Annotated in this window: 25 protein-coding genes; 15 read left to right on the top strand and 10 right to left on the bottom strand. The window is 66.5% G+C overall.

What is annotated here, in order from left to right; translation table 11 throughout:
* Window positions 1-182 precede the first annotated feature (182 nt).
* The 3 genes from BM002_RS03825 (at window position 183) to BM002_RS03835 (ending at window position 6,407) form a co-directional block, all read left to right on the top strand.
* The gene (locus BM002_RS03825) at window positions 183-1,499 is read left to right on the top strand and encodes an efflux RND transporter periplasmic adaptor subunit (RefSeq protein WP_092777449.1); all 1,317 of its coding nucleotides are present in this window, start codon (window positions 183-185) and stop codon (window positions 1,497-1,499) included.
* Window positions 1,496-5,506 (top strand): efflux RND transporter permease subunit, encoded by a 4,011-nt coding sequence (locus BM002_RS03830; RefSeq protein WP_092777451.1) that lies wholly within the window; start codon window positions 1,496-1,498, stop codon window positions 5,504-5,506. The genes BM002_RS03825 and BM002_RS03830 overlap by 4 nt, the downstream gene beginning before the upstream one ends.
* A 559-nt stretch (window positions 5,507-6,065) precedes the next feature.
* On the top strand, window positions 6,066-6,407 hold the full coding sequence (locus BM002_RS03835) for a TfoX/Sxy family protein (RefSeq protein ID WP_092777453.1): 342 nt from the start codon (window positions 6,066-6,068) through the stop codon (window positions 6,405-6,407).
* On the opposite strand, the gene BM002_RS03840 is transcribed toward BM002_RS03835, so the two are convergent.
* From BM002_RS03840 to BM002_RS03865, 6 genes are all read right to left on the bottom strand, one after another.
* Window positions 6,404-6,802, bottom strand: a complete 399-nt coding sequence (locus BM002_RS03840; protein ID WP_139212233.1) for a hypothetical protein — start codon at window positions 6,800-6,802, stop codon at window positions 6,404-6,406. The two genes, BM002_RS03835 and BM002_RS03840, sit on opposite strands and share 4 nt — an antisense overlap.
* Window positions 6,803-6,889: 87 nt before the next feature.
* The gene (upp, locus tag BM002_RS03845) at window positions 6,890-7,519 is read right to left on the bottom strand and encodes a uracil phosphoribosyltransferase (RefSeq protein WP_092777457.1); all 630 of its coding nucleotides are present in this window, start codon (window positions 7,517-7,519) and stop codon (window positions 6,890-6,892) included.
* On the bottom strand, window positions 7,520-8,488 hold the full coding sequence (locus BM002_RS03850) for an adenosine deaminase (protein ID WP_092777459.1): 969 nt from the start codon (window positions 8,486-8,488) through the stop codon (window positions 7,520-7,522). It lies immediately after the preceding gene.
* Window positions 8,485-9,675: a phosphopentomutase gene (locus tag BM002_RS19490; protein ID WP_092777461.1), complete on the bottom strand. Its 1,191-nt coding sequence runs from the start codon at window positions 9,673-9,675 to the stop codon at window positions 8,485-8,487. The genes BM002_RS03850 and BM002_RS19490 overlap by 4 nt, the downstream gene beginning before the upstream one ends.
* A complete protein-coding gene (locus BM002_RS03860; RefSeq protein WP_425431824.1) occupies window positions 9,672-10,988 on the bottom strand; it encodes a thymidine phosphorylase in 1,317 nt (438 codons plus the stop codon). The genes BM002_RS19490 and BM002_RS03860 overlap by 4 nt, the downstream gene beginning before the upstream one ends.
* On the bottom strand, window positions 10,985-11,374 hold the full coding sequence (locus tag BM002_RS03865; protein ID WP_092777463.1) for a cytidine deaminase: 390 nt from the start codon (window positions 11,372-11,374) through the stop codon (window positions 10,985-10,987). Before BM002_RS03865 ends, BM002_RS03860 begins: the two co-directional genes overlap by 4 nt.
* A 157-nt stretch (window positions 11,375-11,531) precedes the next feature.
* Between BM002_RS03865 and BM002_RS03870 the strand changes: the two genes are divergently transcribed.
* Together BM002_RS03870 and BM002_RS03875 are read left to right on the top strand one after the other, a co-directional pair.
* Window positions 11,532-12,005 carry a YHS domain-containing (seleno)protein gene (locus BM002_RS03870; protein WP_092777465.1) on the top strand — a complete coding sequence of 158 codons (474 nt, stop codon included), beginning with the start codon at window positions 11,532-11,534 and terminating at the stop codon, window positions 12,003-12,005.
* A gap of 30 nt (window positions 12,006-12,035) precedes the next feature.
* Window positions 12,036-12,449: a DUF1801 domain-containing protein gene (locus BM002_RS03875; RefSeq protein ID WP_092777467.1), complete on the top strand. Its 414-nt coding sequence runs from the start codon at window positions 12,036-12,038 to the stop codon at window positions 12,447-12,449.
* Window positions 12,450-12,497: 48 nt separating this feature from the next.
* On the opposite strand, the gene BM002_RS03880 is transcribed toward BM002_RS03875, so the two are convergent.
* Entirely contained in the window at window positions 12,498-13,409 is a 912-nt protein-coding gene (locus tag BM002_RS03880) for an MBL fold metallo-hydrolase (RefSeq protein WP_092778749.1), read from the bottom strand.
* 123 nt (window positions 13,410-13,532) lie between these two features.
* On the opposite strand from BM002_RS03880, the gene gltX reads away from it, so the two are divergent.
* On the top strand, window positions 13,533-14,864 hold the full coding sequence (gene gltX / locus BM002_RS03885) for a glutamate--tRNA ligase (RefSeq protein ID WP_092777469.1): 1,332 nt from the start codon (window positions 13,533-13,535) through the stop codon (window positions 14,862-14,864).
* Window positions 14,865-14,895: 31 nt separating this feature from the next.
* Here the strand turns inward: gltX and BM002_RS03890 are convergent, their stop codons facing one another.
* Window positions 14,896-15,573: a hypothetical protein gene (locus tag BM002_RS03890; protein WP_092777471.1), complete on the bottom strand. Its 678-nt coding sequence runs from the start codon at window positions 15,571-15,573 to the stop codon at window positions 14,896-14,898.
* A gap of 445 nt (window positions 15,574-16,018) precedes the next feature.
* Here BM002_RS03890 and BM002_RS03895 point away from each other — a divergent pair, with 445 nt between their 5' ends.
* Window positions 16,019-17,260, top strand: a complete 1,242-nt coding sequence (locus BM002_RS03895) for a bifunctional alpha/beta hydrolase/OsmC family protein (RefSeq protein WP_092777473.1) — start codon at window positions 16,019-16,021, stop codon at window positions 17,258-17,260.
* Between the two features lie 2 nt (window positions 17,261-17,262).
* On the opposite strand, the gene BM002_RS03900 is transcribed toward BM002_RS03895, so the two are convergent.
* A complete protein-coding gene (locus tag BM002_RS03900) occupies window positions 17,263-18,753 on the bottom strand; it encodes a hybrid sensor histidine kinase/response regulator (RefSeq protein WP_092777475.1) in 1,491 nt (496 codons plus the stop codon).
* Window positions 18,750-20,639: a propionyl-CoA synthetase gene (locus BM002_RS03905; protein WP_092777477.1), complete on the bottom strand. Its 1,890-nt coding sequence runs from the start codon at window positions 20,637-20,639 to the stop codon at window positions 18,750-18,752. Before BM002_RS03905 ends, BM002_RS03900 begins: the two co-directional genes overlap by 4 nt.
* Window positions 20,640-20,760: 121 nt before the next feature.
* On the opposite strand from BM002_RS03905, the gene BM002_RS19605 reads away from it, so the two are divergent.
* Genes BM002_RS19605 through nthA form a run of 8 tightly spaced genes read left to right on the top strand, consistent with a single transcriptional unit; the run spans window position 20,761 to window position 24,689 of the window.
* The gene (locus BM002_RS19605; RefSeq protein ID WP_281243792.1) at window positions 20,761-20,886 is read left to right on the top strand and encodes a hypothetical protein; all 126 of its coding nucleotides are present in this window, start codon (window positions 20,761-20,763) and stop codon (window positions 20,884-20,886) included.
* A gap of 3 nt (window positions 20,887-20,889) precedes the next feature.
* A complete protein-coding gene (locus BM002_RS03910) occupies window positions 20,890-22,122 on the top strand; it encodes a TrkH family potassium uptake protein (RefSeq protein ID WP_217641143.1) in 1,233 nt (410 codons plus the stop codon).
* A gap of 50 nt (window positions 22,123-22,172) precedes the next feature.
* Window positions 22,173-22,595: a YeeE/YedE family protein gene (locus tag BM002_RS03915; protein WP_092777479.1), complete on the top strand. Its 423-nt coding sequence runs from the start codon at window positions 22,173-22,175 to the stop codon at window positions 22,593-22,595.
* A complete protein-coding gene (locus BM002_RS03920; protein ID WP_092777481.1) occupies window positions 22,592-23,002 on the top strand; it encodes a DUF6691 family protein in 411 nt (136 codons plus the stop codon). The genes BM002_RS03915 and BM002_RS03920 overlap by 4 nt, the downstream gene beginning before the upstream one ends.
* Window positions 23,002-23,430: a protein tyrosine phosphatase family protein gene (locus tag BM002_RS03925; RefSeq protein ID WP_092777483.1), complete on the top strand. Its 429-nt coding sequence runs from the start codon at window positions 23,002-23,004 to the stop codon at window positions 23,428-23,430. The genes BM002_RS03920 and BM002_RS03925 overlap by 1 nt, the downstream gene beginning before the upstream one ends.
* Window positions 23,427-23,786 (top strand): SH3-like domain-containing protein, encoded by a 360-nt coding sequence (locus BM002_RS19610; RefSeq protein WP_281243793.1) that lies wholly within the window; start codon window positions 23,427-23,429, stop codon window positions 23,784-23,786. The genes BM002_RS03925 and BM002_RS19610 overlap by 4 nt, the downstream gene beginning before the upstream one ends.
* Complete coding sequence (locus BM002_RS19615; protein WP_092778750.1) at window positions 23,773-24,048, top strand: SH3-like domain-containing protein; 276 nt, start codon at window positions 23,773-23,775, stop codon at window positions 24,046-24,048. Before BM002_RS19610 ends, BM002_RS19615 begins: the two co-directional genes overlap by 14 nt.
* Window positions 24,048-24,689, top strand: a complete 642-nt coding sequence (nthA, locus tag BM002_RS03940) for a nitrile hydratase subunit alpha (RefSeq protein WP_092777485.1) — start codon at window positions 24,048-24,050, stop codon at window positions 24,687-24,689. Before BM002_RS19615 ends, nthA begins: the two co-directional genes overlap by 1 nt.

Raw genomic sequence — 24,689 nt, forward strand, 5'->3', positions numbered from 1 at the left:
AAGCGGCAAAGGCAAAACGATGCACAGGTGCCGTGCAGTGGCGTTCGTTGCGCAGGTCATGCGGCACCGCTAGGGGTGGGCTTGTGAATGACGATTTGAAGCCGTAAAGTGAACCAAACGGTTTACCCACACGTAGACCTGTTCAGATACAGATATTCCGCGCTGCAGAAAGGCCTGCCGCCATGCGTTTCTTTCCCGTCCTGACCGCAGTCTTTGTCTGCGTCGCCCTGTTTTTCGTGGTTCTTCAGCGTGACGCGCTGTTCAACAAGGCTGCCGAGCTGACCGGAACCGAGGTCGAGGCGACGGATGACGCGCCCCCCGCCGCCGAAACCGGGCCCGTGGCGATTGCGACCACCGAAACCGCCAGCGCAGAGCGGGTGCATGTCGTGGCCCTTCGATCCGAGGCGCAGGATGTCGCCGATGCGGTCATGGTGCGCGGCCAGTCCGAGGCGTTCCGGCAGGTCAGCCTGTTGCCCGAAGTCAGCGGCACCGTGATTTCGACCCCCATCCGCAAGGGCGCCTTCGTCGAAAGCGGTCAGGTTCTGTGCGAACTGAACCCCGGCACATCCGCCGCCGTGTTGGCCGAAGCCCAGGCCCGCCTGTCCGAAGCCCGCGCCCGCGTTCCCGAAGCGCGCGCCCGCGTCCCCGAGGCGCAGGCCCGCGTGGCGGAGGCCGAAGCCCGGCTGGAAGAGGCCCGCATCAACCAGAACGCCGCCGCGCGCCTGTCCGAAGGCGGCTTTGCCTCCGAGACGCGCGTTGCCAATGCCGACGCATCCCTGCGGTCGGCCGAGGCGGGTGTCACGGCGGCCACGACCGGCCTCGAGACGGTGCAGGCCGGGATCGAATCGGCACAGGCCGGGGTCGAGGCGGCCGAGGCAGGCGTCCTGCGCGCGCAGCTCGACATCGAGAAACTGACCATCGAGGCGCCCTTCGCCGGCCTTCTGGAAACCGACACCGCCGAACTGGGCACCTTCCTGCAAGCCGGCGGCCCGAGCGGTGAGGGTTGCGCCACAGTGGTGCAGCTTGACCCGATCAAGCTGGTCGGGTTCCTGCCCGAAGCGCAAGTCGACCGCGTCGAGGTCGGCGCGGTCGCAGGCGCGCGCCTCGCCTCCGGTCAGGAAGTGACGGGCGAGGTGACTTTCCTCAGCCGGGCCGCCGACGACCTGACGCGCACGTTCCGCGTCGAAGTCACCGTGCCGAACGCCGATCTGGCCATTCGCGACGGCCAGACCGCCGAAATCCTGATCGGGACCGACCCGACGACCGCCCATATGGTGCCTGCGTCTGCCCTGACCCTCGATGACGAAGGGCGGCTTGGCGTGCGCACGGTCGAGAATGGGCGTGCCGGGTTCATGCCCGTGACGCTTGTGCGCGACACGCAGGAAGGGGTCCTGCTGTCCGGCCTGCCCGACAGTGTCGAAATCATCACCGTGGGTCAGGAATACGTCACCGACGGCGTGCCCGTCCGGGCGACCTATGAGGCGGAGCTGAACCAATGACCGGCCTGATCGACTGGGCTGCCGATCGGGCCCGCATGGTTCTGGCCTTCGTGGTGCTGTCGATCATCGCGGGCACCGCGGCCTATATCTCGCTGCCCAAGGAAGGCGAGCCGGACATCGACATCCCGGGCATCTTCGTCTCGGTCCCCTTCCCGGGCATCAGCGCGACCGACAGTGAAAAGTTGCTGGTCAAGCCGATGGAAACCCGGCTGAAGGAACTCGACGGCCTGAAATCCATGAGCGCGACCGCCGCCGAGGGGTATGCCGGACTGTTCCTGGAATTCGAATTCGGCTGGAACAAATCCGCGACCATCGCGGACGTGCGCGACAAGATGAGCCAGGCCGAAGCGGATTTCCCCGCAGGCGCCGAGCAATACAGCATCAACGAGATCAACTTCTCGGAATTTCCCATCCTGATCGTCTCGCTTTCGGGAACCGCGCCCGAGCGCACCCTGCTGCGGCTCGCCAATTCCCTTCAGGACCGGCTGGAGGCGATGCCCCCGATCCTGGAAGCCGGGCTTGCGGGTCACCGCGACGAGATGCTCGAGGTGCTGATCGACCCCCTCGCCCTCGAAGCCTACAACGTGACGGCGGGCGAACTGATCAGCGTCGTGACGCAGAACAACCTGCTGGTCGCCACAGGCTCCATCGAAACCGAAACCGGCGCCTTCCCCGTGAAGATCCCCGGCAGCTTCGACGAGCCGCGCGATGTCTATGAACTGCCGGTCAAGACCGATGGTGACCGCGTCATCACCCTTGGCGATCTGGCGCAGATCAACCTGACCTTCGAAGACCGCATGGGCACCGCCCGCTACAACGGCGACACGACGGTCGCCCTCCAGGTGGTGAAGCGCAAGGGTTTCAACATCATCGAGACCGCCCAACAGGTCCGGGACGAGATCGACCGCGAAACCGCGAGCTGGCCCGAAGAACTGCGCCAGGCCGTCGATGTGACCGTGACGCTGGATCAGTCGCGCACCGTCCGGTCGATGGTGTCGCAACTCGAAGGCTCGGTCCTGACGGCCATTGCGCTGGTCATGATCGTGGTTCTGGCGACGCTCGGCACCCGGTCGGCCCTGCTGGTGGGTTTCGCCATTCCGACCTCCTTCTTGCTGTCCTTCGCCATCATGGCGGTCATGGGCATCACGATTTCCAACATCGTCATGTTCGGCCTGATCCTCGCCGTGGGCATGTTGGTCGATGGCGCGATTGTCGTCGTGGAATACGCCGACAAGCGAATATCCGAGGGCACGGGGCCGATGAAGGCCTATACCGAGGCCGCCAAACGCATGTTCTGGCCGGTTGTGTCGTCCACGGCGACCACGCTCTGTGCCTTCCTGCCGATGCTGTTCTGGCCGGGTGTGCCGGGCGAATTCATGGGCAATCTGCCAGTCACGCTGATCTTCGTGCTGTCGGCGTCGCTGGTGGTGGCGCTGGTCTACCTGCCGGTTCTGGGCGGCGTCGCGGGCCGCATCTCGCGCCTTTTCGAGGGCGGGTCGACCTGGCTTCGCGCGCGTCTGCCGTGGGTTGTCCGGCTTGTGCTGACGTTGGCGTCCGCCTGGCTGATGATCGTGTCGATCCTTCAGACGTTGAATCCGCTCTACCTCTTGCCCGAGGGCGCGCCCCTGGCGGGCCTGATCGGGCCCCTGGGCTTTGTCGCATCGGCGGCACTGCTCTCGACGACGCTCGGCTCCGTCACCTTCAGCCGCAAGGTCCGCCGGGTGAAGTCGGGCTATCGCCGCAGCACCTTCGGCCATTTCATCAACCTGATCGTCGGCACGCCGCTCGGGCCCATCGTCGCCATCTTCCTCGTGGGGTTCTCGGTCGTCTCGACCTTCGTCATCTTCGGCGAAAACAACAACGGCGTGGAATTCTTCGTCGAAAGCGAGCTGGAGCAGGCCAACGTCTTCGTGCGCGCCCGGGGCAACCTGTCGCTGGCGGAAAAGGACGAACTGCTCGCCCGCGCCGAACAGATCGTGCTGGCCACCCCCGGCATCCAGTCGGCCTTTGCCTTTGCGGGCGAAGGCGGGCTGTCGAGTGGGGGACCGGGGGCATCGTCCGGCCCGCTCGACACCATCGGCCAGATCCAGATCGAGATGGTCCCCTGGGAAGACCGCCCCACGGTGAGCGAGCCGTGGTTCACCTTCTTCGGCCTGACGGTCAATGCGTCGGTCGTGGACCCTGCCTTTGACGGCGACACCATCGGGGAAACCCTGCTGGCCCGCCTGCGCGAATTGCCGGGCGTCAAGGTCGACCTGTCGTCCCAGGATCGCGGCCCCGCACAGGGTAAACCGATCCACCTGCGCCTCACGGGCGAAAACTGGGACGAGCTTCAGGCCGCGACGGCCGACATGGTCGACTTCTTCCAGGCGACGCCCGCCCTGATCGACATCGAAGACACCCTGCCCCTGCCCGGCATCGACTGGGAAATCGACGTGGACGTCGAGAAGGCCGGCCGCTTCGGCGCGGACGTGGCGACCGTGGGCGCGACCGTTCAGCTTGTTACGCGGGGCATCCTGCTCGACACGATGCGCGTCGACAGCTCCGACGACGAGATCGAGATCCGCGTCCGCCTCCCCGAAGAAGACCGCGTCCTGTCGACCCTCGACACGCTCAAGGTGCGGACCGCCGATGGCCTTGTGCCTCTGGCGAATTTCATCACCCGCCAGCCCGTCCCGCAGTTGGCCGAGATCAACCGCTATGATGCCGAACGCTATTTCGACGTGAAGGCCGATGCGCGCGAAGGCCTGGTGAACCTGGGCTTTCCGGTCATGAGCACCGACGCCGAGGGCAACCCGGTAGAGCATATCAGCTCGCTCGCCGTGGCCCGCCAACTTGACCCCTCGGTGGACGACATCACCCAGGCGGAACTGGTTCACCGTTTCCCGCGCCCGGCCCTGTTCGAGATGCTGCTTGGCCCGAACATCGGCTATTTCACCGACGTCAGCTGGAACGATCAGGTGACGTTCTCGGACGTGATGACGCAGCAGACGGGCCTTGTTCCCGACCTGCGCGCCAACCCGATCAACGCCAACGAGCGCATCGGCGTCCTGACCGAACAGCTGGAAGCCGGTGGCTTGCTGCCCGACAGCGTGTCGTGGGAATGGACCGGCGATCAGGAGGAGCAGGCGGAATCCGGCGCCTTCCTGATGAAGGCCTTCGCAGGCGCCCTGGGCCTGATGTTCATCATCCTGCTGGCGCAGTTCAACTCGGTCTACAATTCCGTTCTGGTGCTTTTGGCGGTCGTCCTGTCGACGACGGGCGTGCTGATCGGAATGCTGGTCATGGATCAGGCCTTTTCGATCATCATGACGGGCACGGGCATCGTGGCCCTCGCCGGGATCGTGGTGAACAACAACATCGTGCTGATCGACACCTATCAGGATTACAGTCGCTACATGCCAAAGATCGAGGCGATCACCCGCACCGCCGAGGACCGCATCCGCCCCGTTCTGCTGACCACGTTGACCACGATGGCGGGTCTTGCCCCCATGATGTTCGGCCTGTCGCTCGACTTCATCGGCGGTGGCTATTCCATCGGGTCACCCACGGCCCTTTGGTGGATCCAGCTTGCCACGGCGGTTGTCTGGGGCCTGGGCGTCGCGACGATCCTGACCCTGATCTTCACGCCCGCGATGCTGGCCGCACGTGTATGGGTCGCGACCTATGCGCGCGCCCTGGGCCGCCTGTTCGGACGGATCGGCATGGGTCGCAGCAGCGTCTACGCCCACGACTGGGCGCTGCGCCGTCAGGCCCGCCGGATGCCGACCCCGCTCCTTCTGTGGAGCGAGGAGGAGCCGGAGGAACCGGAACTTCCGTTCACGCCCGATGCTCCGGCCCGACAGACCGCCGAGCAACCGATCGTCCATGCCGCGACCGATGCGGCGGACAATGCCGCAACGGTCAATGCGGACCCCAAGGGTGAGCCGGATGCAAAACCGGCCGACGATGATGCAAAGCCCGATGACGACGCGGCTTCGACTTCGCCATTACGGGCGGCGGAATAGCGCCGAACGACTCGCCGTATCCCGGGGGCCGCGCGGTGTGGCCCCTCAAGTTTTTCGCAATGACGACGCTTTCACCCCGCCCGAGGGGGTGACGCTCAAACTCTGTGCGAAGTGTTAAGATCAACCGCCCCGCACTGGCAAAAAACGCACTTTTACAGTGGAAATTGGCGCTTTCTGCATGTGCACGATTGTCTTTTCTGCGTTGCAGCTTTAACTGTTTATCAACGAAGCGTTCGGGTCTTCCCTCCTCCCTGACCAAAGAATTCTTCGTCTGACTTGAAGCGGCCTCGCCTTCCTCCTCCCTTAGGCGAGGCCGTATTTCTGCCAAAATCCCGCCCAATCCCTTCCTTTGTTTCCGTGTTGGATATAATGATCCTCCCTCCGAACACTGGAACATCAGATGCTTCAGGCAACTCCCCAAAATGGCCCCGCCCCGTCCTCCACGCAGCCGGTGAAGCGCAAGCCGCGTCCCGCTCCGGTCCGCTTTACCGATTGGGCATCGATCTAGGCTCCCCACTTTCGGGTGGACCTGCGCGCCGTGACGCGCTTGGCTGGTCGAATGGATGACTCGCCGATTTCCGCCCTGCGCAACATGGGTCCCGCCATGGAGTCCGTCTTTGACAAGGTGGGCATCAAGACGGTCGGACAGTTGCGCGCGCTCGGCACCGACGCCGCGTATCAGCGCCTGCTGGAGGCCGGAAGCCGTCCGCATTTCATCGTCTACTACGTAATCGAGATGGCCCTGCAAGGGCGTCCGTGGAACGATTGCAAGGGCGACGAGAAAGCCGCCCTTCGCAAACGGTTCGATGCGGTAAAGGCCCGCGGTGTCGATACCGACCGCACGGCTTTCGAAGCGATGATGAACGCTATCGGGGTCATCGACCCCGACACCAAATCCTAGCGACGGACGAAGATCACCGGCTTGCGTTCGCGCGGGGTGGTGTTCGTCCAGACCGCCTCGCTCTGATAATCGCCCTGCAATGTGCGCGGGCCCCGGTTCGGGTTCAGCCGACCATCGTCCCACGCAGCCTTGTAGCCGTGCGGCGGATGGCCGACATGGAAGGTCGAGCGGGCGGCAGGCACGACAACCGTGCCATCGGTGGCGACGGCCGTCCCTGTCACGATCTGGCCCGCGCGCGGGCTGACGGTGCCGGGCGCGACGCGGATCACGCCGGCGGGCAAGGTCACCGGCACGACCGCCACCCCGTCCGAGGTGCGCGTTTGCGCCTGCGCCACGCCGCCAAGCGCCATGAGCGCGCAGGTGGCCAGGGTCATCAGGGGGCGGGTCATGGCCATGTCGATCTCCGTCAAATTCATCTCAAACAGGGGCCAAGCCTGCCCTGCCCCGCGGCCCAAGTAAAGGACGACGGTGTCAACGGACTGTCACTTCGTTCCGAACATACGGTCACCCGCATCGCCCAATCCCGGCACAATATAGCCCTTTTCATTCAAACGCTCATCCACCGCCGCCGTCACGATCGGCACGTCGGGATGGGCCTCTTTCATCCGGGCAATGCCCTCGGGCGCGGCCAGAAGGCACAGAAAACGAATGTCGTTCGCGCCCTTGGCCTTGAGCAGATCAATCGCCGCAGCCGACGAATTGCCCGTGGCCAGCATCGGGTCGACAGCGATCACAAGCCGTTCGTCCAACTGATCGGGCGCCTTGAAGTAGTATTGCACCGGCTGCAGCGTTTCCTCGTCGCGGTACAATCCGACGAACCCCACGCGGGCCGAGGGCACCAGCTCGAGGATCCCGTCGAGCAACCCGTTCCCCGCCCGCAGGATCGACACCAGCGCCATCTTGCGGCCCGCCAGCGTCGGCGCATCCATCGCCTGGATCGGCGTCTCGATCCGCTTGGTGGTCATCGGCAGCTCGCGCGTGATCTCATAGGCCAGCAACTGGCTGATCTCGCGCAGAAGCTGCCGGAAGACGGCCGTTGACGTCTCCTGTTCGCGCATCAGGGTCAATTTGTGCTGCACCAGGGGGTGTTTGACGACAGTCAGATGATCCATTCAGGCCTCCAGAGCTTTGAGCAGTTTGGCGCGCGTCGGCGCGTCGCAGAACGCGGCCTCGGCGGCGGTGCGGTTGACGGCGCGGAACACCTCGTCGTCCCATCCGAAGGTCCGCTCCAACATGTCGTATTCGCGCGTCATGTCGGTGTGAAAGAAGGGGGGATCGTCGGTGGATACCGTCACCTTCACCCCCCGCTCCCGCAGACGTTCGATGGGATGGGCGGCCCAATCGCGATAAACCCCGAGGGCGACATTCGACCCCGGATTGACCTCCAGAGTGATGTCGTCCTCGATCAGGCGGTCGACCAGCGCCAGATCCTCGATGGCGCGCACGCCGTGCCCGATCCGCGTGACCCGCAGCGTGTCGAGCGCGTCGCGCACCGACTCGGGCCCACCGAATTCGCCCGCATGGGTGGTCAGGCCCAGGCCCGACTCGCGCGCGCAATCAAAGGCCCAGGCGAAATCGGCCTGGCTCAGCACCGCCTCGTTGCCGCCCATGCCGAAGCCGGTGACGAAATCGCCCGCCGTCTCCCGCGCGCAGATCGCTGCTTCCCGCGCCTTCTCGGGCCCGAAATGGCGGATGCAGGTGACGATACCGCGCATCTCGATCCCGTCGACGGACTGTGCCGCCTCCTGCATGGCGTGCAGGTATTCGCGCCAGGCCGACACGTCGCGTCCGCCACAGAAGTCGGGGCTGAGGAAGGCTTCGGTATAGACCACACCCTGTTCGCGCGACGCTTCCAGCACAGTCCGGGTCAGGCGACCGTAATCATCTGGGGATTGCAGCACCGCTGTCGCGGCCTCATAGACTTTAAGAAAGCCTTCGAAGTCCTTGTAATCATATGATCCACGCTCGTCGAACACGCCAGCCAGATCCACCTTCTTCTCTCCGGCCAGTCGGCGGATGAACTCGGGCGGGGCCGCGCCTTCAAGATGCAGGTGCAATTCGATCTTCGGCTTGAACGTCACAGAAAACTCCTTCCCGGCCCGACCGGATCCAGGCCCAGATGCGCGCAGACACTGGCCGCGACATCGGCAAAGGCGATGAGCCCCGCCGCACCGCTGGCCCCCGCCACCAGAACCGGAACCCTCTCGCGCGTGTGGTCCGACCCGCGCCACGTCGGGTCGTTGCCATGATCGGCGGTGAAAATCATCCGGTCCTCGGGGCGCAGCGCGGCCAGGATCGGGGGTAGCGCGGCGTCGAACCATTCCAGATGCGCGGCATAGCCCGCCGGATCGCGCCGATGACCGTAAACCGAGTCGAACTCGACGAAATTGGCGAAGGTAAGCGAGCCGTCCGGCATGTCCCGCACCGCGTCGGCCAGATGGGTCATCAACAGCTTGTCCGGCCCCTTGGCCAGCGTGTCGATTCCGCGCATGGAAAAGATATCGCCAATCTTGCCAATGGCATGGACGTGACGTCCGGCGGCCTGCGTCACGTCGCACATGGTCGGCCCCGGCGGCAGGATCGCAAAGTCACGGCGGTTCGGGGTGCGCTGATAGTCGCCCTCCTCCCCGATAAACGGCCGGGCAATCACCCGCCCCACCTTCATCGCGTGCAGTGTCGGGGCGATGGCCCGGCAAAGGTCCAGAAGCCGCTCAAGACCGAAATGCTCCTCGTGGGCGGCGATCTGGAAGACGCTGTCGACGGAGGTGTAGCAGATGGGCCAGCCGGTACGGATATGGGCCGCGGCCTCTGCCTCGATGATGAGCGTTCCGGACGCATGGCGATTGCCCAGAATGCCGTCGGTCCCTGCCGCGAGGCACACCTCGGCCACAAGGTCGGGGGGGAAACAGGGATCGGTGTCAGGAAAATAATGCCAGTCCCAAGGCACCGGCAGCCCCGCCAACTCCCAATGGCCCGAGGGCGTGTCCTTGCCCAGGCTCACTTCGCTGGCCGCTGCCCAAAGGCCGTGTGGCGTGGCGGCAAGTCCGGGGGTCGCATCGCCGGACGCAAGCCGCACGGCGGCCCCCAACCCCAGATTGTCCAGATTGGGCAATTTGATTGGCCCAATGCTCCGTTCAGAGGCGCAATATTGTGCGATATGGGCAAGCGTATTCGCCCCTTCATCGCCGAAATCGGCCGCATCCGGCGCGCCGCCGCAGCCTACGGAGTCCATGACGACGACGAAGACGCGGCCTTGCGGCGACCTCATCGGATCGTCTCCTGGATCAGGACAGGGGGCGTCACGGCCCCGCTCTCCATGGTAAAGGCATGAGCGACCCGTTCGGCGGCATCCTCGGCGGCGGCGCTGTCGGCGGCATGAACCCGCGCCAGCGCCTGACCTTCGGTGACGACGGCACCCAGTTGCGCGAGGTGGCTGATGCCAACGGTCGGATCGATGCGGTCGTCTTCACGCCGCCGTCCCCCGCCCAGATCGACCACGATCTCTCCCAGGGCTCGGGTGTCGATCGCCCCCACGACGCCCGGACGGTCGGCCCGCAATTCAGCCACCACGGGCGCAGCAGGCAGGCGGTCGCGCCAGCGTTCCGGGAAGTCGAGCGGCCCGCCCTGTGCCGCGACCATGCGGCCAAAGACCTCGGCCGCAGCCCCGGCGGTCAGCGCCGCCTCGATCCGCGCGGCACCTTCGGCGGCATCCGAGACCATGCCGGCAAGGGCCAACGCCTCGCCGCCCAGGGCCTTGGTCAGCGCCACCAGACGCGATGACCGCCGGGTCAGAGGTTCGGTCAGGGCCTCCATCGCCGCGATGACTTCGAGCGCGTTGCCCGCACTCGTGGCGGCGGGCTGCGACATGTCGGTCAGGACGGCCGATGTCATGACCCCGTTGGCCTGCCCCGTCTCGACCAGCGCATGGGCCAGCGCGCGCGCCGCTTCGGCGTCGGCCATGAAGGCCCCGCTGCCGGTCTTGACGTCGAGCACGAGCGCCTCGGGCCCCTCGGCCAGCTTCTTGCACAGGATCGAGGCGACGATCAGGTCCAGGCTCTCGACCGTTCCGGTGACGTCGCGCACCGCGTAAAGGCGGCGGTCGGCGGGGGCGATATCTTCGGTCGCGCCGACGATGACGCATCCGACACGGCGCACGACATCCTGCATCTCATCGGTCTGCATCTCTGTCCGAAAGCCCGGGATCGCCGACAATTTGTCGAGGGTGCCGCCGGTGTGGCCCAATCCCCGCCCGGAAATCATGGGCACATAGGCCCCGCAGGCGGCCAGTGCCGGGGCCAGCACCAGCGACACGCAATCGCCCACGCCCCCGGTCGAATGCTTGTCAATCACCGGCCCCGGCAGATCCCAGGCCAGCACCTCGCCGCCGTCGCGCATCGCGCGGGTCAACGCGGCGCGACCCTCCGGCGTCAGCGGCGTTCGGCACACACCCATGGCGAAAGCCCCCGCCTGGGCCGAGGAGACCGACCCGTCGGCCAGCCCTTCGGCAAAAGCGGCCAGAAGGGCGGGCGACGGGGCCATACCGGCCCGCAGCGAGGCCAGGGTTTCGCGCAGCAGGTTCACACCATGTCGTCCGCGTCGAAGGCCCCGGGCAACATGGTCGCGATGGTCGTCGCCTCTTCGGCGCCCGCCACGGTCGCCAGCGTCACCGGCACGTCGCCCCCGCCGAACTCCGCCAGCTTCTGGCGGCAACCGCCGCAGCAGGGCACGGGCCGGGGCGAGCCGGCGACCACATAGACCTCGGTCAGGCGGGTCTCGCCCGCGGCGACCATGGCGGCGATGGCCCCCGCTTCGGCGCAGGTGCCTTCGGGATAGGCCACGTTCTCCACGTTGCAGCCGCGATAGATCGCGCCGGACGCGCCGCGCACGGCGGCCCCGACCTTGAACTTCGAATAGGGGGCATGGGCGTTTTCACGCACGGCCAGCGCGGCGTCTCGCAGGGATGTCATCGGGGCCTCCGGGTCGATCTGGGATGTCTCTGCTTCGCCCCGGGGCGGCCCGGATGCAAGCCCCCGGGTCCGCGACCGCTCGCGCCAGTGTGACGCGGCTTGATTGGCATTCGAGCGGACCCGGGGGCATTTGCACGGTCAAACGAAAGGATACACCATGAATCGCCGAGCCCTTCTGATCGGATCCGCCGCCGCCCTGACTGCCACGGGCGCCTTGGCCAGTCTGCTTGTCCCTACCTCTTTACCGGTGTCGCGCGTCTTTCTCCGCGACGGCCTTGCCATCGGGGGGATCGACCCCGTGGCCTATTTCACCAAAGGCCGGCCCATCGGCGGCGACCCCGCCGTCTGGACCAAGTGGGAGGGCGCGACCTGGCGTTTTGTCGACTCCGATCACCGCGATCGGTTTCTGGCCGATCCGACCGCCTATGCTCCGCAGTATGGCGGCTTTTGTGCCTGGGCCGTCGCTGCAAAGGGCGAACTCTACAGCACGAAGCCGCAGAACTGGGCCATCGTCGACGGCCGCCTGTTTCTGAATTTCGACGATGATGTGCAGGCGCTCTGGAACCAGGATCGGCAGGGTTTCATTGCGCAGGCCGACGCCCGTTGGCCCGGGATCGTGGCGCAGGCCTGAGTCGGGCGCGGGTTTGTGCCAGGATGGGGCATGACGACACGGCCCCCATCCGACGACGCGACGGCCTTTCTGGCGGCGCAACGGGCCCCTCGGGACAGCGAGGGCGCGGCACTCGACGCCCTGTTCCGGAAGGCCACCGGATTTGCGCCCCGTCTCTGGTCTGGGGGCATCGTCGGCTATGGCAGCTATGACTACACCTATGCCTCCGGACGGTCAGGGACGAGCCTTGCCACCGGATTCAGCCCGCGCAAGGCGGCGATCAGCATCTACATCATGCCGGGATATGCGGATTTCGGGGATATCCTGTCGCGCCTCGGGCCGCATCAGATGGGCAAATCCTGCCTTCGGGTCACGCGTTTGGCGCGGATCGACACCGATGTGCTGGCCGAGCTTGTGGCCGCGGGATTGGCCGACCTCGCGCGTCGCTGGCCCATTCGGGCCTGAGCTCCCGAGCGGGAAAAGGGCGCGGAAAACCTCCGCGCCCCCAGATCGTCACAGCATCAGCTGATAGCTTTCGGGCACCCAATGGAACCCGTCGTCCCGGGTCTCGACAAAGCCGACGGCGGGGAACGGCATGTGATAGCCGATCATCGGCATCCGCTCGGCGGCAAGCATCGACAGGACCGCGCGGCGCGAGGCGGCGGCGGCTTCCTTGTCCATGTCGAAGCGCACTTCCCAATCGGGATGGGCCAGCGACCAGACGTAGTGATTGGCAAGGTCCGCCGCGATCAGCAGCGACTTGTCCCCCGACGACAGCCGATAGGTCATGTGACCCGGCGTGTGGCCGAAGGCTGCGACCGCCGTGATGCCCGGGGCCGCGTCCTGACCGTCGCCGATGAAGGTCATCTTCTCGGCCAGGGGGCGAACGTTCGCCTCGAACCCTTCGTTGGCCTGACTGGCCCAGGCGTCGAACTCGGCCTGCCCGGTGACATAGGCGGCGTTGGCGAAGGTCGGGTTGCCGTCGGTCATCAGGCCGCCGATGTGGTCGCCGTGCATGTGGGTGATGACGACGGTGTCAACCTGATCGGGGGTATAGCCCGCCGCGGTGACGGCGGCCGTAATGCTTTCGGGGTTCTGGCCCGTGTCGAACAGGACAAGGCTTTCGCCCGTGTTGACCAGCGTCGGGGTGAAGAAGAACTGGCTGACGTCCGTGGGCAGGAAGGCATCGCGGCTCACCTGCTCGAAGGTCTCCTTGTCGACGTTCATGCCGAAGATGGTCTGCGGGTCGGCCGGATTGGTCAGCGTATTGGCCAGAAGCGTCGTCACCTCCAGGTCGCCCAAGGCAAAGCGGCGGACGGTTTGCTGCACCGCCTCCTGCTTGGGGGCGGCGGCCTGCGCGGCCAGCGGAAGGAAGGGCAAGGCGGCGGCGCTGCCGAGGGCGGCGCGGCGAGTCAGTCGGATCATATCAACCTCCATGTTATGGCGCGCAACCTAGCCCGCCCCCACGCGCCGACCAGTTCACGAGATCGCGAGGCTGGACAGCCCCGCGCCCGGCTGGCACATCCCCACCCAACAAGGAGCACAGCCATGCCCGATACCCGCACCGTCACCCGCTTCGCCCCCTCGCCCACGGGCTATCTGCATGTGGGCAACCTGCGCACGGCGCTGATGAACTGGGTCATCGCGCGCAAGGCCGGGGGCACCTTCATCCTGCGCCTCGACGATACCGATCCCGAGCGGTCGAAACAGGAATACGCCGACGCCATCCGCGAAGACCTTGAATGGCTCGGCTTGACCTGGGACCGCGAGGAACGCCAGTCGGCCCGCCTCGACCGCTATGCCGAGGCCGCCGACCAGATGCGCGCCTCGGGCCGCCTCTACGAGGCGTTCGAGACGCCGACGGAACTCGACCTCAAGCGCAAGAAGCAGCTCAACATGGGAAAGCCGCCGGTCTATGACCGCGCCGCCCTGTCGCTGTCCGAGGCCGAGAAGGACGCGCTGCGGGCCGAACGTGGCGGGCACTGGCGGTTCAAGCTGAACCAGACGCGGATCGAATGGACCGACGGCGTCCTTGGCGATCTGAGCATCGACGCCGCCTCGCTCAGCGATCCGGTGCTGATCCGGGGCGACGGGCAGGTGCTTTATACCATCGCCTCCGTTGTGGACGACACCGAGATGGGCGTAACCCATGTCGTGCGCGGCTCGGACCACGTGACAAATACGGCGACCCAGATCCAGATCATCGAGGCGCTTGGCGGGACCTGCCCCGACTTCGCGCATCACTCCCTTCTGACGGGACCGCAGGGCGAGGGGCTGTCGAAACGTCTGGGCACTTTGGCGCTGCGTGACCTGCGTGCCGCCGGGATCGAACCGCTGGCGCTCCTGTCGCTCATGGCGCGCCTCGGCTCCAGCCAGCCGGTCGAGGTGCGGGGAACATTGGACGAGATCGTCGAAGGCTTCGATCTGGGCCAGTTTGGCGCGGCGCCGACGAAATTCGATGTCGAGGACCTGAAACCCCTGACCGCGACCTTCCTGCAAAACCTGCCCTTTGACGCCGTGGCCGATCAGGTCGCCGCCCTGGGCGTGCCCGCCGATCAGGCCGAGACCTTCTGGACCGTGGTGCGCGACAACATCGCGACCCGCGCCGATATGGCCGAATGGTGGGCACTGGCCCGCGACGGGGTGCCCGCCCTTGTCGCGCCCGAGGATGCCGATTTCGTGGCCGAGGCCCTGACCCTGCTGCCCCCGCCGCCCTATTCGGCGGAGACCTGGGGCGAATGGACAACGGCGGTCAAGGACGCGACCGGCCGCAAGGGCAAGACGCTGTTCAAGCCGCTTCGCGCCGCAGTCACGGGGCGCGACACCGGGCCCGAAATGGCCCATCTGATGCCGCTTCTGCACAAAAAACCCCGGGTCTGATCCCGGGGTTTTCCGTCGTGATCCAATCGGATCAGTTCATGCCGACGTAGTCGTCTTCGAGATCCTCGATCCGGGTCTTGCCCTTGTTCCACTTGCGGACCTTGTGCAGGCGATAGGCAAAGGTCGTCCCCTCGCCCAGGGTGATGACGGAGCTGTTGGTGCCACCGGCGTTCACATTTATCCGCACGTTGTTGCCGGCATAGGAGATGTCGGATGTGTTGAGCGCCCCGATTGTCATGCTGTTGGCCAGCTGCGCTTCCATCGCGACCCAGACCTCGGTCACGACCCGCGCATCGCGGCCCTCGTCGGCCATTTCACGGCGCAGAATGTCGGCCTCGGTGTTCAGGATGCGCTCCACGGCGCTCTCGGGCAGAGAGAAGCTGACCAGCTTGAGCTGCGCGGACCGGGCCCGCGCCAGGGTCAGCGACTGGCTGACATCGACGCCCACACCCAGATAGCGAATGTTGGCCGCGGTGTCGAAATCCACGCTGGAGGTGTTGTTCCAGTCGATGGTCACGGGCGGCGTGACCGTAATCCGCTCGTCCGCCAGATGCCGCGCCCAGATGTGATCGGACACCGCCAGATAGGCCTTGGGCCCGATCGGGTCCTTCTTCTCGCCGATGCTGAGCAGCTTCACTTCGTGGGCCGAGGTGCGGAAATACTTGTGCGCACCGTACTGGAAGTAATGCTTCGTTACCTTGGTTGTCATCTGAAAATCTCCTGATCTGAATTGCCGGGGACGAGCGGTCACGACCGCCGCAAACAATTGTTTCTGCTTTATATTACCCGCCCGCCCCCGTCGCCGACTGGCCCGGAAAACGTGGCATGGCAAAGCTGCGGTCGAAAGTAAGGGAAACCTGACCTTTGCCGCAGCGACGCAGGTTCATCCGCAGAATTCTGACCATGAGACAGCCGCTCAGCGTTGGCTGACGCGCGCATCTGCGGGGAAACATTTCAATGTCGGAAACCGAAGCGGACCGGGTCTTGAGGAAAGGGCGTGGCCCGGACCCGTTTCGTTTCAGGAATACCCGGCGGCATCACAGACAAGGGGCCAAATCCTCGCGCACACTCACAGCGACGTGACACAGGGCCCCGAAGCGTTGCCTCCAGAGGCCCGCGCGACCATCTTGGGGACAACACACAAGGACAAACCGATGCAAACCGAACGTTTCACCTTCAAGGGCCATGACGGCAGCGACCTGGCAGCCCGCCTCGACCTTCCCGATGGCGAGCCTGTCGCCACCGCGCTGATGGCGCATTGCTTCACCTGTGGCAAAGACATCCCCGCGGCTCGTCGCATCGCCGCCCGCCTCGCCGGTATGGGCCTTGCGGTGCTGCGATTCGACTTCACGGGCCTGGGCCATTCGGGTGGGGAGTTCGAGAATACGTCCTTCACGTCCAACGTGCAGGACCTTGTCGCCGCATCCGAGGCGCTAAAGGCGCGCGGCCTGCCGGTCGATCTTCTGGTGGGTCACAGCCTGGGCGGCGCGGCCGTCCTGCTGGCTGCGCAGGATATCCCGTCGACCCGGGCCGTCGCCACCATCGGCGCCCCCTTCGACCCCGGCCATGTCACCCATTATTTCGAAGGCGCGCTGGACCGGATCGCCCGCGACGGATCGGCCGAGGTCAAACTGGGCGGTCGCAAGCTGCGCATCGGCAAGGGCTTCGTCGATGATGTCACGAACACCAAGCTGACCGATGCCATCGCGGCCCTGAAGCCTGCCCTTCTGGTGCTTCACGCCCCCCGGGACGAGATCGTCGGAATCCAGAGCGCGACCCAGATTTTCACCGCCGCCAGACATCCCAAGAGCTTTGTGACACTGGACGATGCGGACCACCTCATCACCCGTGCGTCGGATGCGGAATACGCCGCCGATGTGATCGCGGCCTGGGTGACACGCTACCTTGACCTGCGCCGCCCTGCCCCGCCCATCGGCGCGCCCGAGGGCGTCACCCGCGTGACCGAGACGGCACCGGACGGCCTGGCCCAGGACATCGTCGCCAGCGGTGGCAAACACCATCTGGTGGCCGACGAACCCGCGGCCTATGGCGGCACAGATCGCGGTCTGTCGCCCTATCAACTGCTGGCCGCCTCGCTCGGGGCCTGCACATCGATGACCCTGCGGATGTATGCGCGCCGCAAGAAATGGCCGCTCGAAGGGATCTCGGTCGATGTCACCCACGACAGGATGCACGCCCAGGACGCGCCGTCGGCCAGTGGCGAGCGGATCGACCGGTTCCGCCGGGAGATCGTGCTGACCGGACCGCTGGACGATCAACAGCGCAAGCGCCTGATGGAGATCGCGGATCGCTGCCCCGTCCACAAGACGCTGGAAACCGGTGCCGTGGTTGAGACTGTCCTGCGCGAAACAGCCCCCGAACTGACGACGGCCTGACCTCAGACCGTCTCGGCCAGCTCGGCGCGCAAGGCGGCCAGGCAGTCGAGACAGGTCAGGGTCGCGGCCCGCACCACCTCTGCATCATCCTCATGACAGGCGCGGTTGAGCTTGCGCGCCGCTGTCTGCGTGGGCAAGGCGCCGACCGCACTGCTCAGCGACAACAGGACATGCGTCTGGGACCGGATCGCAGACATGTCGCCCGTCTCGACCGCGTCGCGCAGATGCCGGTCGACCAGGTCCAGGTCCTCGCGCAGGCGGGCCACAAGCTCCACCTGGTGATCGGGGCCGGCCGCCATCATCAGCTCGGCCAAGGTCGCGGCCGACAGGGCAGGCGCGGACTCGGGGCGCCACTTCGCCGCATCAGGGGCTGCGGCCAGCCAAGCGGCGATGGCCCTGCCGAACATCTCGATATTGCCGATGGGCTTGGCCAGGATGCCTTCGGCGCCGGCCTCGATCATCGCGTCCCGGTTGTCGCGCAACACATAGGCCGTCATCGCCACCATCGCCGTGGGCGGGGCCACGCCCCGCGCCTGACGCAGGCGTTCGGCCCGGATCACGTCCAGCCCGCCGAGGGTCGGCATCTCGATATCGACCAGCGCCAGGTCGAATCGCTCGCGCGCCAGCCAGTTCATCGCCTCGATCCCGTCGCGGGCGAATTCGCATTCCGCTCCCATCCGGGTCAGCATGCCCTGGATCAGCAGCCGGTTCGTCGCCGTGTCGTCGGCCACCAGAATGCGCGATCCCGACAGATCCGGCAGGCTGTCCGAGGTATCCGCCGGGCGCATCCAGATCGCCTCGGGGATGGTCAGCGTGACGCGGGCTCCGCCTGTGGGCAGGTTCCCCACCGTCAGTCGGCCACCAAGCGCCTGCGCATGGGCCGACGCGATATGCAGGCCCATGCCCGTGCCGGGCTGTCCTCCGTCGCCGCGCACCCCGGCGTCGAAGAGGCGTGGCAGAAGGTCAGGGGCAAAACCGCCGCCGTTGTCCGTGATGCAGATCGACAGGGTCCGGTCGCGGTACAGCTCGGCCCCGAGGACGACCTTCGTGCCGTTCGAATGGCGCAGCGCGTTGCCCATCAGGTTCGCCAGGATGCGGCGCAGCTGAAGCAGCGGAAGGCGCACGATGTCGGGCAGGTTGGCGTTGCGGTCCAGCGTGACCTTCACGTCCATGGCCTGGGCGACGCCGTGCCAGCGGCGCAACTCATCATCGAGGAACCGGGGCAGGTTCAGGTTTCCGACCTCCCCGACGGTGTCGCCCGGTGTGCCGCCCAGAAGCTCCTCCACCAGCCGTGCCAGAACTTCGGAGGCCGCCTGGACACGGTCGAATTGCGCGAGGCAGGGGTCCGGCAAACCGTCCCGCTGGATCAGGCGAAGGCCGCCGATCACGTCCGACACGGCCGAGCGGATGTCATGGCCGAGCAGCTGCATCTCGTCGGGCGGCTCGACCTCTGCGATCGGCCTTGGGGCGTCGGTTGGGGCGCTGTCGCTCATCGCCCTGGATAGCCGAGCGTGCCCAGGGCCTCGCTGATCTCACCCAGGATCGCCGGATCGTCGATGGTTGCGGGCATCTTCCAGTCGCCGCCATCCGCGATCTTGACCATGGTCGCGCGCAGGATCTTGCCCGAGCGGGTCTTGGGCAGGCGGTCGACCACGCAGGCCAGCTTGAAGGCCGCGACCGGGCCGATCTTGTCGCGGACCAGCTTGACGCATTCGGCCACCACTTCGCCCGCGTCCCGGTCGACGCCCTTCGACAGGCAGAGGAACCCCAGGGGCAATTGCCCCTTCAGGCTGTCGGCGACCCCGATGACGGCGCATTCGGCCACGTCGGGGTGGGTGGCCAGCACCTCCTCCATCGCGCCCGTCGACAGGCGGTGACCCGCGACGTTGATGACGTCATCGGTGCGGGCCATGATCCAGAGGTATCCGTCTTCATCCACCATCCCCGCATCCCCGGTCTCATAGAAGCCCGGGAAGGTCTCGAGATAGGATTTGCGGAACCGCGCATCGGCGTTCCAGAGCGTCGGCAGGGTGCCGGGCGGCAGCGGCAGCTTGACGGCGATGGCACCCAGGGTGCCGGGCGCGACCGGATGGCCCGCATCGTCCAGCACCTGCACGTCATAGCCCGGCATCGGCACCGCCGGAGAGCCGAGCTTGACCGGCAACGCCTCCAGCCCCACGGGGTTGGCGGCGATGGCATAGCCCGTCTCGGTCTGCCACCAATGGTCGATCACGGGCTTGCCGGTCTTGGCCATGATCCATTCGATGGTGTCCGGGTCCGCCCGTTCGCCCGCCAGATAGATGTTGCGCAGCTTCGACAGGTCGTGCCCCGCCATCTGCGCGCCCGAGGGGTCTTCGCGTTTGACCGCGCGGAACGCCGTCGGAGCGGTGAAGAACGACACCACCCCGTGGTCCGCCATGACCCGCCAGAAGGTAGAGGCATCTGGGGTGCCCACGGGTTTGCCCTCGAACACGACGGTGGTGCAGCCGTGGATCAGCGGTGCGTAGCAGATATAGCTGTGTCCCACGACCCAACCGACGTCGGATGCAGCCCAGAACACCTCGCCCGGTTTGGCGTCATAGATGTTCTCCATCGTCCAGTCGAGCGCGACGAGGTGCCCTGCCGTGGGCCGCACCACGCCCTTGGGCGCGCCGGTCGTGCCCGATGTATAAAGGACATAGGCCGGGTGATGCCCCTCGACCGGGACGCAAGGGGCCGGGTCCGCCGCCACCACGGCACTCGCCCAATCCACGTCCCGCGCGCCCATTTCGGCCGGCCCCTCGGGGCGTTGCAGGATGACGCAGAATTCGGGCTTGTGGTCGGCCATCTCGATGGCCCCGTCCAGCAGCGGCTTGTAGGCGACGATGCGCCCCGGCTCGATCCCGCAGGAGGTGGCAAGGATCGCGCGTGGCCTGGCGTCGTCGATGCGCACCGCCAGTTCGGCGGCGGCGAACCCGCCGAAGACAACGGAATGGATCGCGCCGATCCGCGCGCAGGCCAGCATCGCGACCAGAGCCTCGGGGACCATCGACATGTAGATGATGACCCGGTCGCCCTTGCCCACGCCCCGCGCCGTCAGGACCCCGGCCAATCGCGCGACGCGGTCCTGCAATTCGGCATAGGTGATCCGCGCGACCGTCTGGGTCACCGGGCTGTCATAGATGATGGCGACCCGGTTCCCGTGCCCGGCGGCCACGTGGCGGTCGACGGCATTCCAGCAGGTGTTGACCCTGGCGTCGCTGAACCATTCGGGGACCGGGCCCCCGCGATCATGGAGCGCCTTGGCAGGCGGGACATCCCAGTCGATGGCCTTCGCCTGATCCATCCAGTAGCCTTCCGGATCGGTTCGCGCCCGCTCGTATTCCTGCTTCCAGCCCATACCGTGCCTCCCCGATGATCCTCTCTCGTTGTAAGGGGACGGATCGGAGACAGGCAAGATCATGGCAACCGGAATTCCCCCCGATGCGTTGCCTCCCACAGAAATCGCGAAAGCGGCCACGATGGTTACCTTTTCACTTCGCCAACGGTTCCTGAAAGTCTGGGCCCGCTGGCGCGCCGTCCTCAGGCACATACCGGCGCCCCGGCTGCTGCTCCTCGGCTACCTGAGCTATATCACCCTGGGCTAGATATTGCTGTCGCTACCGGTCGCGCAGGAGGTACCGCTCCGGGCCCTCGACACGTTGTTCATCGCGACATCGGCGGTGTCGACGACCGGGCTCGTCACCATTGACCCGGGCACCAGCTTCACGTTCTTCGGCGAAATCGTCATCCTGGCGCTGATGCAGATGGGCAGCCTCGGCTACATGACCATCGGCAGTTTCGTGGCGCTGCACCTCGCGCGCCGCTTCGACAGCCTGCGCGCCCAGACGACGCGCAGCGCCTTCAACCTGCCCGAGGAGATGGACCCCGCGTCCTTCATCCGCGCCGTCGTCGCCTTCACCCTGACCTGCGAGGCGATCGGCGCGGTCTTTCTGTGGTGGATGTTCAGCGCCGCCGGGGTCGACGATCCGATCTGGTCGGCGATCTTTCACGCGGTGTCCGCCTTCGGCACCGCGGGCTTCAGCCTCAATCCCAACAGCTTCGAATCCTTCGCCGATCATGCGGGCATCACCCTGACGCTGTCGGCGCTGTCGCTTCTAGGGGCCATGGGATTCCTGATCGTCGTGGACTTCTGGCGCCATATGACGGGCCGGTCGCGATACCTCGGGTTCACGTCTAAGGTGATCTGGCGCATCACCCTGGGCTTCCTGATCGTGGGCACGGTCGTCCTTTTCGTGGTCGAGCCGACGTATCAGGCCCTCCCGCCCGAAGACCGCCTGCTCGCGTCGTTTTTCCAGGTCATGACGGCCTCGACCACCGTGGGGTTCAACACGACGCCCATTGCCGACCTCGCGCCGGCGATTATCGTGGTGATGATCTTCCTGATGATCGTCGGCGCCTCGCCCGCCGGGACGGGCGGCGGCCTCAAGACCACGTCCTTCGCGGCACTTGTGGGTCTGGTCCGGTCCGCGCTGCGCGGACGCGAATCCGTGCGGTTCTTCAAACGCGACATCCCGACCGAGCGGCTTCAGACCGCGACGGCCTCGCTCGCCTACTACATGGGGCTGATGATGGTCGCGACATTCATCTTGTTGCTGACCGATCCGCTGCTTCCCTTCGACAAGGTTCTGTTCGAGGCGATCTCGGCCATGGGAACGGTCGGGCTTTCGATGGGAATCACGGGCGAGCTGAGCGATCTGGGCAAACTCGTCATCATCGTCCTGATGACGGCCGGTCGCGTCGGCATCCTGACCTTCGGGATGGCCTTGGCCAGTCACGACGAAAGCCGGGCCGAGGAAGAGGACAACGATCTGGTCATCTGAGACATGCCTCGTATAACCCAAAGGCAACTCGACAGAACGGGGAGATCGGGATGGACGGCATACTCTGGGACCTTGGCGCCGTGATCCGCGCCTGCATCGGCGGGCTGATGATCGGCGGGGCGGCGGCTTTGCTCCTGCTGGTGAACGGGCGCATCATGGGGGCGTCCGGCCTTCTGGGCGGGCTGATCGACCGGACGGGCGACGCGCCACGCGAACGGCTGGCATTCCTTGCGGCGCTGGCGGGGGCGCCGACGCTGGCGGTGCTGGCGCTTGGCCTTCCGGCGACGAACATCACGTCGAATTGGGTGCTGCTCGTCGCGGCGGGCCTCCTCGTGGGGATCGGCACGCGGCTCGGGTCGGGCTGCACCTCGGGCCATGGCATCTGCGGTCTGTCGCGCCTGTCGCCCCGGTCGTTCGCCGCCGTGCTGACCTTCATCGCCGCAGGCATCCTGACCGTGCGGGTGTTGGGATGAGGATGCTGGTCTCCGCCCTATCGGGCGCACTCTTCGGCCTGGGCCTGCTGGTGTCGGGCATGACCGATACCGACCGGGTGCAGGGGTTCCTCGCCCTGCTTGGCCCGGGGGCCTGGGATCCGACACTGGCCTTCGTGATGGGCGCGGGTCTCATCCCCATGGCCGTCGCCTGGCGCATCACCGGCAAGCCGCTGCTCGGTCCTGCCTGGCCCGCGGCACCACGCGGCATCGACGCGCCGCTTCTGGGGGGTGCGGTTCTGTTCGGGATGGGATGGGGCCTTGTCGGCCTCTGCCCCGGGCCGGCGCTGGCCGCGCTGTTCTGGGGCGGAGCGGAGGTGGTGGTCTTTACCTTGGCCATGGCGGCGGGCATGCTCGCCCTGCCATACCTTCGCAGGATCACACGCTGATGGACATCCGCCCCCTCGACGACACCACGTCGGTCGCCCCGCAACTGGACCCGGGCGACCTGCCCGCGCTGGCGGCCGAGGGCTACACCACGCTCATCTGCAACCGCCCCGACAGCGAGGTGCCGTCCTCCCATCAGGCCGCCGCGATGCAGATCGCGGCCGAAGCGGCGGGCATGACCTTCGTCTTCAACCCCGTCACCATGCCGCAGCTGACCCTGCAGGCGGTCGAGGAGCAGGCCGACGCCATCGCCGCCGCCGACGGCATGGTCCTGGCCTATTGCGCGTCGGGCACGCGGTCGGCGATCCTCTGGGCGCTGGCGACGGCGGGGCAGAAACCGGCGGATGACATCCTGGCGGCCACGGCGGGCGCGGGCTATGCGCTCGACGGGCTGCGCAGCCAGATCGAGGCGCTGGAGGCTCAGGCATGACCGAACCCTTCGACGGCAAGCGCTGGCACGACATGGGCGGCGCCGTGGCCCACCCGCTGATGGGGCCGATGCCGGGCGACGACCACGACTTCGCGATCTGGGAAAAGCGCGTCGACGCCCTGGTGATCCTGTCGGGCCTCAAGGGGGCGTTCACCGTCGACGGCTTGCGTCGCGTGCTCGAAGACATGGGCGAAGAGGCGTTCGAGACGATGACCTACTACGAACGGTGGGTCGCCAGCCTGAACCAGAACCTGCTCGAGGCGGGGACCTATTCCGTCGCCGAACTGGCCGAACGCATGGATGCGGTCCGGGCGCGCGGCACCACCTATGGCGCGGCGTCCGATGCAGGTGTTTGAGCCGGGCACCGAAGTGCGCGTCCGCCGCATGATGCCGCCCGGGCACGTGCGCACCCCCGCCTATCTGCGCGGTCATGTGGGCCGGGTCGAGCGCGTCCTCGGCCCCTTTGGCAACCCCGAACAACTGGCCTATGGCCACACGCCCGACAGGCTCCCGCTCTACCGCGTGCGGTTCCGGATGGCGGACGTCTGGGGCGACGAAGGGCACCGGGACGACACCCTCGACGCCGAAATCTATGCCCATTGGCTGGAGCCGCTCTGATGCCCCACGATCACCACGACCATGACCACCTGTCCCCCTCGGGCCACCCGTACCGCGCGGATCAGGATCAGGGGCTGACCTATTGGCAGGTCATGGAAATCGCCATTCGCGAGCTGATGATCGAAAAGGGCCTCGTCACCGCGGCCGAGGTGCAGGCCCAGGTCGACGCCATGGACGCCCGCACGCCCGCCCAGGGGGCCGCCGTTGTGGCCCGCGCCTGGACCGATCCGGCCTTCCGCGACAGGCTGCTGGCCGACGGCTCCGCCGCCTGCGCCGAGATGGGGTTCGACGTCGGCCCCATGAAGCTGATCGCGGTCGAGAACACCGCCGACACCCACAACGTTGTCGTCTGCACGCTGTGTTCGTGCTATCCGCGCAACCTTCTGGGCCTGCCGCCCGATTGGTACAAATCGCGCGCCTACCGCAGCCGCACCGTCCGCGAGCCGCGCAAGGTGCTGGCCGAATTCGGCCTGACCCTGCCCGATGATGTCACCGTCCGCGTCCACGACAGCACCGCCGACATGCGTTACCTCGTGGTGCCCGCGCGCCCCGCAGGGACGAATGGACTGGACGAAACCGCCCTCGCCGCCCTCGTCACCCGCGACAGCATGATCGGCGTCGGCGTGGCCAAGGCGTCCTAG

The sequence above is a fragment of the Jannaschia pohangensis genome, assembly GCF_900113875.1.
In the GTDB taxonomy this organism is placed as follows: Bacteria; Pseudomonadota; Alphaproteobacteria; order Rhodobacterales; family Rhodobacteraceae; genus Jannaschia; species Jannaschia pohangensis.